Origin of the sequence: uncultured Tessaracoccus sp. (assembly GCF_947286155.1) — a bacterium.
Lineage (GTDB): Bacteria > Actinomycetota > Actinomycetes > Propionibacteriales > Propionibacteriaceae > Arachnia.
This window is the reverse complement of sequence record NZ_CAMYPD010000060.1, coordinates 1-13,785: the sequence shown is the minus strand read 5'-3', so window position 1 is coordinate 13,785 and position 13,785 is coordinate 1. Positions and strand designations below refer to the sequence as shown.

The following is a 13,785-nucleotide window of genomic DNA, read 5'->3' as shown; positions in this document are numbered from 1 at the left end:
GGCTTGGGCTTCGACGGCGACAAGATCTGGGTAACCGCACTCCACGGCGACGAAGAAACCATCGGCCTGTGGCGCGCCGTCGGTGTGCCAAGCGAGCACATCCAGCAACGCGGGCTCAAAGACAATTACTGGCACATGGGCGTTCCCGGCCCCGGTGGTCCCTGTTCCGAGATTTATGTGGATCGTGGCCCTGCGTTCGGCCCCGACGGCGGCCCCGAGGCCGACGAAGACCGCTTCCTTGAGATCTGGAACCTGGTGTTCCAGCAGGAGGAGCTTTCCGCGGTTCGCGCGAAGGACGACTTCGACGTTGCCCGCGCTCTGCCGAGCAAAAACATTGATACCGGCGCCGGGCTCGAACGCATTGCCTTCGTCAAGCAGGGCAAGACGAACATGTACGAGATCGATCAGGTGTTCCCTGTCATCCAGAAGGCATCAGAGCTCTCCGGCAAACGCTACGGCGCGAACGCCGAGGACGACATCTGGTTCCGCGTCGTTGCCGACCACGTCCGCAGTTCTCTGATGCTGATGACCGATGGCGTCACTCCCGGCAACGAGGCTCGCGGTTTCGTGCTGCGCCGGCTGCTTCGTCGAGTTATTCGCGCGATGCGGTTGCTGGGCGTCCAGGATCCAGTGCTCAGCGAACTGCTGCCCGTCTCGAAGGCGCTCATGGAGCCGTCGTACCCGGAGATCACTGAGGCATGGGACCGCGTCTCGCAAGCCGCGTCTGCGGAAGAGGAAAGCTTCCGACGCACGCTCCAGGCGGGCACGGTGCTATTCGACGGCGTCGCCGCCGAGCTGAAGCAGTCCAAGGCGACGGCGGTGCCTGGGGATACGGCCTTCAAGCTGCACGACACCTACGGCTTCCCGATTGACCTGACGATGGAGATGGCCGCCGAGCAGGGGCTCACCGTCGATCGCACGGCATTTGAAGCGCTTATGAAGGAGCAGAAAGACCGCGCCCGGGCAGACGCCAAGGCGAAGAAGGGCGGGCTCGCGAACCACGAGGCATACCGTGAGTTCCGCGAACAAGGGGAGACCCCCTTCACCGGGTACGAGGAGCTCGGGCTGCAGACGAAGGTGCGCGGCCTCATTGTCGACGGTCACGCCACCGATCGTGCCGGCGACGGCGCTGAAGTGGAGCTCATCCTCGAGGAGACGCCGTTCTACGCCGAGGCCGGCGGCCAGGACGCCGATCATGGAGTCATCGTCGGCGACGGATTCACGGCCGACGTGCTCGACGTGCAGCGCCCGGTGCCGGGGCTCGTCGTGCATCGAGTGAAGCTCGCTGGTGAGCTCGGGGTGGGGGTGCCCGTCGAGGCGCAGGTTGATCCGGCGCTTCGCCATCAAGCTTCGCAGGCCCACACCGCGACGCATATCGTCCACGCCGCGCTGCGCGAGCTGCTCGGCTCGGGGGCGACGCAGGCCGGTTCCTACAACAAGCCTGGCTACCTGCGGTTCGATTACTCGTCCCCGCAAGGGATGAGTGAGGAGCTGCGTCGCGAAGTGGAGGAGCGCTCCAACCAGGCCATCCTTGACGGTTTCGACGTGACCAGCCAGCAGCTCAAGCTCGAGGACGCCAAAGCCCTCGGGGCGATGGCCATGTTCGGCGAGAAGTACCCACCCATCGTGCGCATGGTGGAGCTAGCGGGTCCTTGGTCACGCGAGCTGTGCGGGGGCACCCACGTGGCGAACACCGCACAGATCGGTGTGCTCAACCTCGTGTCTGAGCAGTCGGTGGGCTCCGGAGTGCGACGCGTCGAGGCGCTCGTCGCAGGTGACGCGTTCCGGCAGTTCGCCGCCGAGCGCGCGCTCGTGCGCGAGCTCACCGACACGTTGCGGGTAGCCCCCGAACAGTTGGGGGAGCGTGTCGGGAAGCTCGTGCAGCAGCTCAAGGACGCAGAGAAACAGATCGCCAAGCTGCAGTCGGAGAAGCTGCTGGCCAGCGCCGAAGCGATGCTTGCTGGCGTGGAACGCGTCGGCTCGGTCAATCTGCTCGCATTGAAGGTTCAAGGGGTGGGCGGCGGCGACCTGCGCACCCTCGCGTCCGACCTCAGAGAGCGCCTGGATAGCGCGACGGCGGGCGTCGTCGCGCTGATCGGCGGCACGAACAAGCCTGCCGCGATCGTCGCTACGAATGAACCCGCCCGGGAGCAGGGCCTCAAGGCAGGCGCACTCATCCGGGAGGTGTGTGCGACGCTCGGCGGCAAGGGCGGCGGCAAGGACGACCTGGCGCAAGGCGGCGGCGCTGATTGGGCGCAAGCCGACGCAGCGTTGGCGGCCGTGCGAGCCAAGGTTGCTGATGCCTGACTCTCCGCGTCTAGGCATCGACTGGGGTAAGGCTCGCATCGGTGTTGCCGCGTGCGGGCGCCACACGACCGTGTGCCACCCCGTGGCGACGGTGCGGGCCGGCCGCGACGAGCTCACCCAGCTCGCCGTCATCGTCGAGGAGTACGAGCCAGAGATCATCTACGTGGGATATCCGCTCGATCTCAAAGGCCGGTTGGGGCCAGCCGCGGAATTTGTGCGGCAGAAAGCTACGGCGTTGGCGCAGCGCGTCGCGCCAACGCAGGTTCGACTGGTCGACGAGCGGATGAGCACGGCGTCGGCGTCGCGTAGTCTTGGGAGTGTCGGACGAGACACCAGATCTCAGCGTGGCATCATCGATCAAGCTGCGGCGGTAGAGATTCTGCAAACCGCGGTCGACGTCGAAGAGCGCATGGGCGAGCCGGCTGGTGAGCCACTGCACGGAAACGAGGACGAATGAGCGAGAAGAAACCTGTGAACTGGCGCGACGTGGCCTACTACGGCCGAGGCGCGTTCGCAGTGCTGCTCGCTCTCGCGGTACTCATTGGTGGGGGCTGGTTCGCGTACTCGAAGGCCCACGACTTCTACGTCGCCGCCACCACCCCGGATGACGACTTCGTCGGGAATGGCACAGAAGAGATCGACGTCGTGATTCCTCGCGGTGCAGGCATCACCGAGATCGGCGACATTCTCTATGAAGCGGGCGTGGTGAAGTCGGTGCGGAAGTTCCGCAGCGAAGCGCTCAGTTCCGGTTCCGTCGACCGGCTCCAAGCCGGCAGATACCAGCTCCGCAAGGAACTGCCTGCAGAAACAGCACTCAAAATGCTGCTCGATCCGAGCAACATCAAGCGCATCTGGATCACGTTCCCCGAAGGCACCACGGTGAAGGAACAGCAGGCCCGTATCAGTAGTGAGCTCGGGCTCTCCAAGGAACAAATCGACACCGCCGCGGGGCGTGCAGACGAATTGGGGCTCCCGAAGTGGGCCGATACCAAGGGGAAGCTCGAGGGTTTCCTGTTCCCTGCTCGCTACGACGTGGCTGAGCCCATCGACGCCTTCGCGATCATGAAGAACCAGGTCAAACAGTTCAATACCGTTGCGGGGCGCACCGACCTTGCCGATCGTGCGAAGGCCCTCGGCAAGTCTCCGCTCGAGGCGCTCACCGTCGCATCGATCATCGAAGGCGAGTCGCACGACCCGGACTACCAGCCGCTCATCGCTGCCGTCATCTACAACCGGCTCGAGAAGGATATGAAGCTGGAGATGGACTCGACGGTGCACTATGCGGTGGGTAAGACCGGCGCGGTCACCACCACGGCCGCCGAGCGCGCCAGCGAATCGGCGTACAACACGTACCGCCACAAGGGGCTACCGCCCGGCCCCATCAATAACCCAGGCGAGACCGCCATCAAGGCGGCCCTCAGCCCGGCAGACACCGAGGCGCTGTACTTCGTCACGGTCAACCTCGACACCGGGGAGACGCTCTTCGCCAATACGCTCGAGGAGCACAACGCCAACGTGAAGAAGTTCCAGGAGTACTGCCAGGCCAACAAGGGCAAGTGCTCAGGCAAATGATGCGTTGCGCCGTCATCGGTGATCCGGCCTCACACTCCCTCTCGCCAGCCATCCATGCCGCCGGCTACGCCGCGGTCGGGCTGGATTGGCGATACGAAGCCATCGACGTCACACCTAGCGAGCTGTCCGCGTTTATAGCGCGTTGTCAGGCTAACCCCAGCTGGGCGGGGCTCAGCGTCACCGCACCGCACAAAGACGCCATCGTCGAGTTCGGTGAACCCGACGAGCCGACGCGCCTGCTGGGTTGCGGCAACACGCTGGTGTTCGGGGAGCAGCCTCTGGTTCGCAACACCGACGTGCCCGGCTTTGCGCTGGCCCTCGAGCGCTCGGGTGCCCCGACGCCGAGGCGGGTGGCGATCGTCGGGAATGGTGCTACTGCGCGGTCGATCACGCTGGCGGTGGCTCAGTTGGGTGCCGAGAGCGTCGTGATTGTGGCTCGTAGCCTCGAGCGAGCCGAAGGGCTACGGAAGTTTGCCGCTGGGCTGGGGATGAGCGCCCAGGTGCAGTTGCTCTCCGACGCGCTGGAGCCGGTGGATCTGCTCGCAAGCACGGTTCCTACGCTCGCGACTAAGCCTCACGCTCGGCGTTGGGCAGAATGCGCGACGACGATCTTCGATGTGGTCTATGACCCGTGGCCCACGCCCCTTGGGGTCGCCTCGAGCGCGCTGCACCGTCGGGCATTGTCGGGCCTGGATCTGCTCGCCGGACAGGCTGTCGATCAGTTCTTCTGGCTCACGGGGCACCGGGTCACGTTCGAGATGTGCCTCTCAGCTGCCGAGCAGGAACTTCGTCGGCGTAAGACTCTCTGAAAGAATGATCGGCATGCTTCGTTACCTCACGGCCGGTGAATCGCACGGTCAGTCCCTGATTGCCACCATGGAAGGCATCCCCGCTCACGTTCGGGTGGAGGAGAAGGAGATCGCGCGTAACCTCGCTCGGCGCCGGCTGGGGGCCGGGCGCGGGGCCCGCATGAAGTTTGAAGCCGACGCGCTGCGACTCCTGGCTGGCTTCCGTCACGGCGAGACCCTCGGATCGCCGATTGCCATCGAGGTCGGCAACACCGAATGGCCGAAGTGGGAGCAAGTGATGGCGCCCGGCGAGGTGGATCCCAACGAGCTCGCATCCCTCGCGCGCAACGCGAAACTGACTCGCCCGCGTCCCGGCCACGCGGATTTGGTGGGCATGCAAAAGTACGGCTTCGACGAGGCCCGCCCTATTTTGGAGCGCGCATCTGCGCGTGAAACGGCAGCCCGCGTCGCGCTCGGCACCGTCGCGATGGCGTTCCTCGATCAGGCTTTGGGTATCAAGGTGTTGAGCCACGTGGTTGAGCTCGGGCCGGTGCGCTCCGAGAAGGCGGAGCGTCCAACGTGGGACGATTTGGAGACTATCGACGCCGACCCTGTGCGCTGCTTCGACGCGGCGGCGTCGGCCAAGATGCAGGCGGAAGTTGAGGCGTGCCACAAGGGTGGCGACACGCTCGGCGGCGTCGTCGAAGTGATCGCCGAGGGTGTGCCTCCTGGCCTCGGCTCGCACATCCAGGGCGACCGTCGGCTCGACGCGCGCCTCGCTGGCGCACTCATGGGCATCCAAGCCATCAAGGGCGTCGAGGTGGGCGATGGGTTCGAACTCGCCCGTACCCGAGGCTCCAAGGCCCACGATGAAATCCTGCCAGGTATCCGTCGCGCCACCGATCACGCGGGCGGCACCGAAGGCGGCATGTCCACCGGCGAGTTGTTGCGCGTCCGGGCGGCGATGAAACCCATCGCGACGGTGCCCCGCGCGCTGCGTACAATCGACGTCTCGACGGGCGAGCCTCAATCCGCTCACCATCAGCGCAGCGACGTGTGCGCCGTGCCGGCGGCGGGCGTCGTCGCGGAGGCAATGGTGGCGCTGGTGCTGGCCGAGTGCGTGCTGGAGAAGTTCGGCGGCGACTCCGTCGCGGAGACGCGTCGCAACGCCACCGCGTACCTCGACGAAGTCCGCGAACGGGGGCTGGGGCTGGCATGAGCATGGTGTTCATCGGCGCGCCGGGCGCCGGGAAGAGCTCCGTCGGCAAGCGCGTCGCGCGAAAGCTCAACCTCACGTTCGTCGATGTCGATGCCCGCATCGAAGAGGTGCTGGGAAAACCCATCAGCGAGATCTTCGCCGACGAGGGCGAAGCCTACTTCCGTCAAGCCGAGGAGGAAGCCACACTCGAGTTGCTGGATACCGCCGATGTGGTCTCGCTCGGCGGCGGCGCCGTGATGAACGAACCCATCCGCGAAGCGCTCCAAGGCCACGAGGTGATCTGGCTGAAGGTGTCTGCGGGCCAGGCCGCGCGCCGCGTAGGCATGAACACTGTCCGCCCGCTTCTGCTGGGCAATACTCGCGCGACGCTAGTCAAGCTGCTCGCTGAGCGCACGCCGTTCTACGAGGCATGCGCCACGCAAACGATTGAGACCGATGGGCGGGGCACAGCCGAGGTGGCCGACCAGATCGTCGCGGAGCATCAGCAGTGATCACCGTCCACTCCCAGCAGCATCCCTACGACGTGCACATCGGCGCCGGGGTACTCGAGGGCATCTCCGCGGCGGGCGAGGGGTGCTCTCGAGTCGCCGTCGTCTTCCCCGAACACCTGCCGCAACTGGCGGACGCCGTCGCAACGCACGTGGCCGGCAACGTCGTGCGTATTCCCGTTCCCGATGCGGAGGCCGCCAAGACCGCAACGGTGCTGCAGCACTGCTGGAACGAGCTCGCCAAGGCCGGATTCACCCGCAACGATCTGGTGGTCGGCATCGGCGGGGGAGCGGTGACCGACCTCGCCGGTTTCGTCGCAGCCACCTGGCTTCGCGGCGTCGCGTACATCTCCGTGCCAACCTCCGTGCTCGCCATGGTGGACGCGGCGGTGGGTGGCAAGACGGGCATCAATCTTGAGGCGGGTAAGAACCTCGTCGGTGCGTTCTACGAGCCGCGCGCGGTGTTCTGCGACTTCGACTTCCTCGCCACGCTTCCGTCACGCGAACTGCGCTCCGGCATGGCCGAAGTGGTGAAGTGCGGTTTCATTCGCGACGCACGCATTCTCACCCTGGCAGCGCGGGATGATCGGCTCGACGTATCGGGAAGCACCTTCGCGGAACTCGTTCAGCGAGCTATCTCGGTGAAAGCCGACGTGGTTGCCGCCGATCTTCGCGAGGCGACGTCCGTCGGGGACAAGGTAGGACGCGAAGCTCTCAACTACGGTCACACCTTGGGCCACGCCATCGAAACCTCCGAACACTATTCGTGGCGCCACGGCGAGGCCATCGCGGTGGGCATGGCTTGGATCGCTCGCGTCTCCGGCAAGGTCACCGGACTCGACGATGACACCGTGGCGCTTCACGACGAGCTCCTCCGCTCGTTGCAACTCCCAACCTCCTACGATGGAGAGTTCGCCGGGCTACGGCACGTGATGAGCCTCGACAAGAAGTCACGCGGCCAGGCCCTGCGGCTCGTCTGCCTACGCGAGGTAGGTTCGCCAACCATCGTTATCAGCCCCGACGAAGCCGTGCTAGAAGCGTGCTATGCCGAGCTTGCCTGACACCGCCGGGGGATACCTCCTCGCGCTCACCCATCTGCAAGAACAGGTACTCTCCGGAGCGCTCACGGTGGGCGACCGCCTCCCAGGGGAGCGAGAACTCGCAGCAGAACTCGGTGTGAGTCGCGGGGCCGTACGCGAAGCGATCCGTGCCATGCGTGCCTACGGTGTGCTGGAGTCACAGCCAGGCCCTGGACGGGGAACGCGCGTGATCGCGATGCAGTCGAAAGCTCTCGGACGCTTGTTCTCCCTGCACCTCGCCACGGCATCGCAATCGCAGACAGACCTGACGGAAACCCGCATCGCGTTGGAGCGAGCGACAGCGAGCCTCGCGGCGTCGACAGCGACGTCGGACGATCACGCTCGTCTGCAGCGCATCATTGAAGCGATGGATGGCACCCACGAGCTCGCGCCGTACAACGATCTCGACACCGATTTCCACCACTGCATCGCCCAAATCTCGGGCAACCCACTACTGCGTGACCTCACGGTGGCAATCCGTGAGGCGCTACGTCGGCCCATCTTGCAAGCCTCACTCGGCGTCGACCGCTGGGCGGATATCCGCACCTTTCTGTGCGAACAACACCGATCGATCTACGACGCCATCCGCAGCGGCGACGGGTCGCATGCTGCAGACCTCGTCGAGCACCACATCCGCGACGCTGCCACGGCGCTGTTTTGACACCCTTTCCACACACTGTGCGCAATGCGCGAGTCTGTGGCGCCGATCTCATTTTCTTCCCACACTGTGGGTGCGTGCAGTGATCCGTGGATACGCTGGGGTGAGGCAGACACGGTCCATCAGGATGCAGGGAAGTTCCCCTCAAACCTGCAAGATCCGGCGAGGAAGCGGAGAAGGAGGGGTTTCATGGTGGTGGCGCAGAAGGGCGAGCATCATCCCGAAGCATGGGAGCATTGGCTGCTCGACGTCGCGGATGCCGACGGTGACGAACTGCAGCATCTTCTGCGCGATGGAATGTCTCGCCCATCATGGGTCTGGGGTTTGGTGAAGGACGTGTGCGGGCCGAGGGCAAGTCCAGAAGACGTGTTCTGGCTGTTGTATCGATCGAATGATGGCGACCGTCATGCAGTGTTTGATTACCCACTGCATGACGATTTCCTCCTGCTTCGGGCAGTGTTCCGCGCTGCAGCGAATGATCAAGAACGCTGGTTTGCCCTAGAAGAATCCATTTGGGCATCGGAGATTCTGGAAGGTGGCAACTGCCGTGATGTAGTGCGATGGCTTTCGACCATCCAATTTGCTGATCCCAGAATGCAAGCCCGCTACCTCGCCAGGATCCTTGCTCCTGGAACTCTAGGCACCGAGGTATTCGACATACCGTCGGAGGGCATCGACCACTTCGCGCATTCGGTGAGGGAAGCTGCTCACCCTGATGGTGTGCTTGCTCAGATGCCAGACTTCGTTCAGCTCGGCTTGCCGGCCGCCTTTCTAGTAGCGCGTGCGCTTCAGGACGGACGTAGAGACATAGCACGTGCCGTGAGCGTTCACCTCGACAAACGAACATGGACATCTGTGTTGGAGCTGCTGCCTGAGTGGGACTCCAACTCGGCATGGATGCTCAATCAAGACTGATAGTGTGTGAAGGCTCACCGCCGAGTCCAAGCGCTCTTATCCCGCGCCGCGAGTACGCCACCCCGGGTGCATTGACAAATTGGTCGGACCGTTATAATTTACGACATACGGTAGTACCAAAGTGCTGCTGTAGGCAGAACAACGGAGTTCAACCATGACTTTGCTTGAGACATTCGTCCCAGAGACGAACCCCACCGGACAGCTATGGCTGTCCGCACTCTTGGCTTCGCTGCCCATCATTTGCATGCTCGTCACGCTGGGAGCGTTGCGATGGAAGGCCCACTACGCGGCGTTGGCGTCGTGGGGCGTTGCACTCATCGTCGCGATTGCAGCCTTCCGGATGCCAGTGGTGATGGCGCTGTCCACGAGCGTGCACGGCATCCTCTACGGCATCTTCCCGATCGTGTGGATCCTGCTCACCGCAATCTGGATGTACGAGGTGACGGTGAAGTCGGGGCGCTTTGAAGATCTTCGACGCACGTTCTTCCTCATTTCGGATGACCCGCGCGTCGTCGGCCTCATCATCGCATTCTGCTTCGGCGGTCTTCTCGAAGCCCTGGCTGGCTACGGTGCGCCGGTAGCCATCGCCGCCGCCATGCTGATCGCCGTTGGTTTCTCACCCATTCGCGCAGCCATGGTGGCGCTGCTTGCCAACACCGTCCCGGTGGCGTTTGGCGCCGTCGGACTACCCATCGTCGTGGCGGCACAGACCGCTGAGCTGGACGTGCTCGCCGTCGCTCCGATCAGCGGGCGGATCACCGCCATGCTGAGCCTCGTCGTTCCGTTCCTCATCCTGCTCGTGATGGACGGCGCCAAGGGCCTCAAGCAGTGCTGGCCCGTCGGCCTCGTCATCGGCGTCTCCTTTGGCGTCACCAAGTGGATCGTGAGCTCCACGCCGCTGTTCAACCTGACCGAGATGTTCGCAGCCGTGGTCAGCATCGCCGTCACGCTCGGCTTCCTCAAGCTGTGGCACCCAACCGGCGGCACCGACGCCAAGGGTCGCATCAGCGAGATGATGGCACCCGAGGTTGAGAAGGACTGGGAGCCGGCAGCTCACGACGACGCTGACCAGCCCGAGCTCACCACCAACCGCATCGTCATGGCGCTCGTGCCCTACCTGATGGTGATCGTGGTATTCGGCATCGCATCCATCCCCGCGGTGAAAAGCTTCTTGAAGTCGCTCGACGTGAGCTTCGCATGGCCGCTGCTCGGCAACCTGATGGGCCTCGACGGCAGCCCGGCCTCGCACCAGACCTACACGCTGCTGTGGGCATCATCGCCAGGCATCCTGCTCGCGATCGTGGCGATCCTCACCGGCGTCGTCTACAAGATGTCGCTCGGGCAAACCTTCGCGGTGCTGTGGGAAAACATGAAGAAGATGCGGTTCTCCGCACTCACGATCGGTCTCGTCGTCGCGCTGGCCTACGTGATGGGCGACTCCGGCCAAACACTCGCTCTCGGCTTCTTCATCGCCACAGCCGGATCCATTTACGCGGCCCTGTCACCAATTCTCGGCTGGATCGGCACCTACGTGACCGGCTCGGATACCTCCGCGAACATCCTGTTCTCCGGTCTGCAGTCCACCGTCGGTCAGGAGATTGGCCAAGGCAGCCATCTCGGAGTGCAGGGCATGCGTGAACTGCTCGTTGGCGCCAATGCCGCCGGCGGCGTCGTCGGCAAGATGATCTCGCCCCAGTCGCTCACCATCGCCGCTACTGCCATCGGCCTGGTCGGCAGCGAGTCTGTGGTGTTGCGCAAGGTCTTCAAATGGAGCCTCATTCTGCTCGCATTGATGTGTGTCATCGTCGGATTGATGTCGACACCGGTCCTCAGCTGGCTGATCTGAAAGGAATAAGCATGACCACAGCCACACTTCCAGGTGCCGGGATCACGGTGGCACTGTTCGCCACCTGCATCACGGACACCATGAAACCATCCGTCCCCATCGCGACGGTGAAACTGCTCGAACGCCTCGGATGCAAGGTGGAGTTCCCGAAGGAACAGACCTGCTGCGGCCAGATCATGGCCAACACCGGCTACTTCAAGGAAACCGAGGGCACCGTCCGTAACTACGTGAAGAGCTTCGGCGATGCGGAATACGTCGTCGCTCCTTCCGGCTCATGCGTGGCCTCCGTGCACCACCAGCACGAGATGATCGCCAATCATGTGGGCGACGCCGGCCTCGCGCGCGATGCGGCCGCCACCGCGAAGCGCACCTACGACATCGCCGAGTTCCTCGTCGACGTGCTGCGCATCACTGATGTGGGGGCCTGGTTCCCGCACAAGGTGACCTACCACCCGTCCTGCCACGGCAAGCGCATGCTGAAGCTGGGGGACAAGCCGATGCAGCTTCTGGAAGCCGTCGGGGGCATCACCCTTGTGGACCTCCCCGAGGCCGACCAGTGCTGTGGATTTGGCGGCACGTTCTCGCTGAAGAACTCGGACATGTCGGTCGCCATGGCTTCCGATAAGGCTCGGCACGTGATCGACAGCGGCGCTGAGTACGTCGTCGGCGGCGACCACGCCTGCCTGATGAACATCGGCGGCATGCTGCACCGCCAGCATTCCGGCGTACAAACTATCCATCTCGTCGAGATCCTCGCTAGCACCAAGGAGGAAGCGCGATGACCGTCGAACGTCTAACCCCCGCCCCGCCAGAGGGAGCATGGCTCGGCATCCCACCGTTCCCCGAGGCGGTGAAATCTGAACTCGAGAACTCCATCCAGCGCAAGAACCTCCGCCACGCGACGAGCACCATCCGTGCAAAGCGCGTCGTCCGCGCTAGCGAGGTGCCGAACTGGGAGGAGCTGCGCACCGCTGCGGAGCAGATCAAGAACCGCGTTGGGCGCCACCTCGATTACTACCTTGAGCAGGCCGAGGAGGCGATGACTAAGGCCGGTATCACCGTCCACTGGGCACGTGATGCGCAAGAAGCGAATGACATCGTCACGCGCATTGCGAAGCAGAAGGGCGTCGACGAGGTCGTCAAGATCAAGTCGATGGCCACCCAGGAGATCGACCTCAACGAGCACCTCGAGAAGGAAGGCATCGCCGCTTGGGAAACCGACCTCGCGGAGCTCATCGTGCAGTTGGGGCATGACCTGCCGTCCCACATCCTCGTGCCCGCCATTCACCGCAACCGCTCCGAGGTTCGTGAGATCTTCGAAGCTGAGATGGGCCGCTACGGCAAGCCAGCGCCCGAAGGCATCAGCGACGATCCGCCGGAACTCACAGCGGCTGCACGCCTGCACCTGCGGGAGAAGTTCCTCCGCGCCAAGATGGCGATTTCCGGCGGCAACTTCATCGTCGCCGAGACGGGCACGCTCGTCATCGTCGAGTCCGAGGGCAACGGTCGCATGTGCCTCACCCTTCCCGAAACGCTCGTCAGCGTGGTGGGCATCGAGAAGATCCTGCCCACATTCGAGGATCTCGAGGTGTTCCTCAAGCTCTTGCCCCGCTCATCCACTGGTGAGCGTATGAACCCCTACACCTCCATGTGGACCGGCGTGCAAGAAGGCGATGGACCACAGGATCTCCACGTCGTGCTGCTCGATAACGGGCGCACCGATGTGCTTGCCGATCCGCTCGGCCGTGCCGCGCTGCGATGCATCCGCTGCTCGGCCTGCTTGAACATCTGTCCCGTTTACGAACGTGCAGGTGGCCACGCCTACGGTTCCCCGTACCCTGGACCCATCGGCGCCATCCTCAACCCGCAGCTGCGAGGGATCACGTCGAAGGTAGACCAGGCGCTGCCGTACGCATCGAGCCTGTGCGGAGCGTGTAACGAGGTGTGTCCCGTGCGTATTCCGTTCACGGACATTCTCGTCGATCAGCGCCGTCGCGTGGCGGAGAAGAAGATGTCGAAGCATCCGACGGTGGAGCAGGGCCTCATGAAGATGGCCGGCTGGGTTATGTCGAAGGGCAGCCACCTCGAAACGGTGCAGCGCGCGTCCAAGACCGCCGGACACGTGTTCGGCAAGAAGTGGATTGGCCCACTGCCCGTCCCGCTAGTGAACAAGTGGACGAATGCCCGCGACGTTGAGCCTCCACCCACCAAGACCTTCCGCGACTGGTGGAAGCAAGAGAAGAGGAGCTGACCATGGGAGCAAAGGAAGTCATCCTCGGCAGGGTGCGCAAGGCCCTGCAAGATGTTCCTTCGTCGGAGAAGGCGACGGACATCGCTGTCGAGTGGGAGTATGGTCAACCGCTCGATACGAAGGACGTCCTCGCGGATCTCGTCGAGAAGATTGAGGACTACCGCGCCACCGTCGTGCAGGTCGGCGAATCTGATGTGAACAGTGCACTGACCGAAGCGCTGAGCACGCTCGGCTCGGAGCATGTCGTGGTGCCCGAGGGCGTACCCGACGGTTGGCTGGATGCGGTCAAGGCGGCGAACGTCACGGTGCACCTCGACGAACCGCAACTCACGCACAACGAGCTCAACGAGATCGACACCGTGGTCACGACCTGCGCCGTGGCCATGGCGGATTCGGGCACGATCGCGCTCGACCACGGCCCAGGCCAGGGCCGACGCGCGCTCAGCCTCCTGCCCGATCGCCACGTCTGCGTGGTCCGTGCCGATCAAGTGGTGAGCGATGTTCCTGAGGGGGTTGCCAGGCTACGAGGCGCGGTGGATGACCGTCGCCCCATCACCTGGATTTCGGGGGGCTCGGCGACGAGTGATATCGAGCTGAGCCGAGTCGAAGGAGTGCACCTGTCTCTTATACACATCTCCGAGCCCACGAGACGTAGAGGAATC

At 63.9% G+C, this 13,785-nt stretch carries 12 protein-coding genes; all 12 read left to right on the top strand.

Going from position 1 to position 13,785, the window contains the following annotated elements:
• The coding region (gene alaS, locus Q0X68_RS11945; RefSeq protein WP_297752105.1) for an alanine--tRNA ligase at positions 1-2,307 on the top strand (2,307 nt) is incomplete at its 5' end.
• Complete coding sequence (ruvX, locus tag Q0X68_RS11940; protein ID WP_297752102.1) at positions 2,300-2,764, top strand: Holliday junction resolvase RuvX; 465 nt, start codon at positions 2,300-2,302, stop codon at positions 2,762-2,764. The genes alaS and ruvX, both read left to right, overlap by 8 nt.
• A complete protein-coding gene (gene mltG, locus Q0X68_RS11935) occupies positions 2,761-3,879 on the top strand; it encodes an endolytic transglycosylase MltG (RefSeq protein ID WP_297752099.1) in 1,119 nt (372 codons plus the stop codon). The genes ruvX and mltG overlap by 4 nt, the downstream gene beginning before the upstream one ends.
• The gene (locus Q0X68_RS11930) at positions 3,864-4,688 is read left to right on the top strand and encodes a shikimate dehydrogenase (RefSeq protein WP_297752096.1); all 825 of its coding nucleotides are present in this window, start codon (positions 3,864-3,866) and stop codon (positions 4,686-4,688) included. The genes mltG and Q0X68_RS11930 overlap by 16 nt, the downstream gene beginning before the upstream one ends.
• 13 nt (positions 4,689-4,701) lie before the next feature.
• Positions 4,702-5,886: a chorismate synthase gene (aroC, locus tag Q0X68_RS11925; RefSeq protein ID WP_297752093.1), complete on the top strand. Its 1,185-nt coding sequence runs from the start codon at positions 4,702-4,704 to the stop codon at positions 5,884-5,886.
• Positions 5,883-6,377, top strand: a complete 495-nt coding sequence (locus Q0X68_RS11920) for a shikimate kinase (RefSeq protein WP_297752090.1) — start codon at positions 5,883-5,885, stop codon at positions 6,375-6,377. The genes aroC and Q0X68_RS11920 overlap by 4 nt, the downstream gene beginning before the upstream one ends.
• The gene (gene aroB / locus Q0X68_RS11915) at positions 6,374-7,435 is read left to right on the top strand and encodes a 3-dehydroquinate synthase (RefSeq protein WP_297752087.1); all 1,062 of its coding nucleotides are present in this window, start codon (positions 6,374-6,376) and stop codon (positions 7,433-7,435) included. Before Q0X68_RS11920 ends, aroB begins: the two co-directional genes overlap by 4 nt.
• On the top strand, positions 7,419-8,114 hold the full coding sequence (locus Q0X68_RS11910; RefSeq protein ID WP_297752085.1) for a FadR/GntR family transcriptional regulator: 696 nt from the start codon (positions 7,419-7,421) through the stop codon (positions 8,112-8,114). Before aroB ends, Q0X68_RS11910 begins: the two co-directional genes overlap by 17 nt.
• Before the next feature lie 186 nt (positions 8,115-8,300).
• A complete protein-coding gene (locus Q0X68_RS11905) occupies positions 8,301-9,026 on the top strand; it encodes a hypothetical protein (protein WP_297752082.1) in 726 nt (241 codons plus the stop codon).
• A 154-nt stretch (positions 9,027-9,180) separates the two neighbouring features.
• Positions 9,181-10,872, top strand: coding sequence for an L-lactate permease (locus Q0X68_RS11900; protein WP_297752079.1), 1,692 nt, complete (start codon positions 9,181-9,183; stop codon positions 10,870-10,872).
• 11 nt (positions 10,873-10,883) lie between these two features.
• Positions 10,884-11,654 carry a (Fe-S)-binding protein gene (locus Q0X68_RS11895; protein WP_297752076.1) on the top strand — a complete coding sequence of 257 codons (771 nt, stop codon included), beginning with the start codon at positions 10,884-10,886 and terminating at the stop codon, positions 11,652-11,654.
• On the top strand, positions 11,651-13,123 hold the full coding sequence (locus Q0X68_RS11890; RefSeq protein ID WP_297752074.1) for a LutB/LldF family L-lactate oxidation iron-sulfur protein: 1,473 nt from the start codon (positions 11,651-11,653) through the stop codon (positions 13,121-13,123). The genes Q0X68_RS11895 and Q0X68_RS11890 overlap by 4 nt, the downstream gene beginning before the upstream one ends.
• The last annotated feature ends 662 nt before the right edge of the window (positions 13,124-13,785 follow it).

What these genes read in the sequence shown, in the direction of transcription:
- ruvX (WP_297752102.1), top strand. Translation starts at nt 2,300, where the DNA reads ATGCCTGACTCTCCGCGTCTAGGCATCGACTGGGGTAAGGCTCGCATC.
- mltG (WP_297752099.1), top strand. Translation starts at nt 2,761, where the DNA reads ATGAGCGAGAAGAAACCTGTGAACTGGCGCGACGTGGCCTACTACGGC.
- aroC (WP_297752093.1), top strand. Translation starts at nt 4,702, where the DNA reads ATGCTTCGTTACCTCACGGCCGGTGAATCGCACGGTCAGTCCCTGATT.
- Q0X68_RS11920 (WP_297752090.1), top strand. Translation starts at nt 5,883, where the DNA reads ATGAGCATGGTGTTCATCGGCGCGCCGGGCGCCGGGAAGAGCTCCGTC.
- Q0X68_RS11910 (WP_297752085.1), top strand. Translation starts at nt 7,419, where the DNA reads ATGCCGAGCTTGCCTGACACCGCCGGGGGATACCTCCTCGCGCTCACC.
- Q0X68_RS11905 (WP_297752082.1), top strand. Translation starts at nt 8,301, where the DNA reads ATGGTGGTGGCGCAGAAGGGCGAGCATCATCCCGAAGCATGGGAGCAT.
- Q0X68_RS11900 (WP_297752079.1), top strand. Translation starts at nt 9,181, where the DNA reads ATGACTTTGCTTGAGACATTCGTCCCAGAGACGAACCCCACCGGACAG.
- Q0X68_RS11895 (WP_297752076.1), top strand. Translation starts at nt 10,884, where the DNA reads ATGACCACAGCCACACTTCCAGGTGCCGGGATCACGGTGGCACTGTTC.
- Q0X68_RS11890 (WP_297752074.1), top strand. Translation starts at nt 11,651, where the DNA reads ATGACCGTCGAACGTCTAACCCCCGCCCCGCCAGAGGGAGCATGGCTC.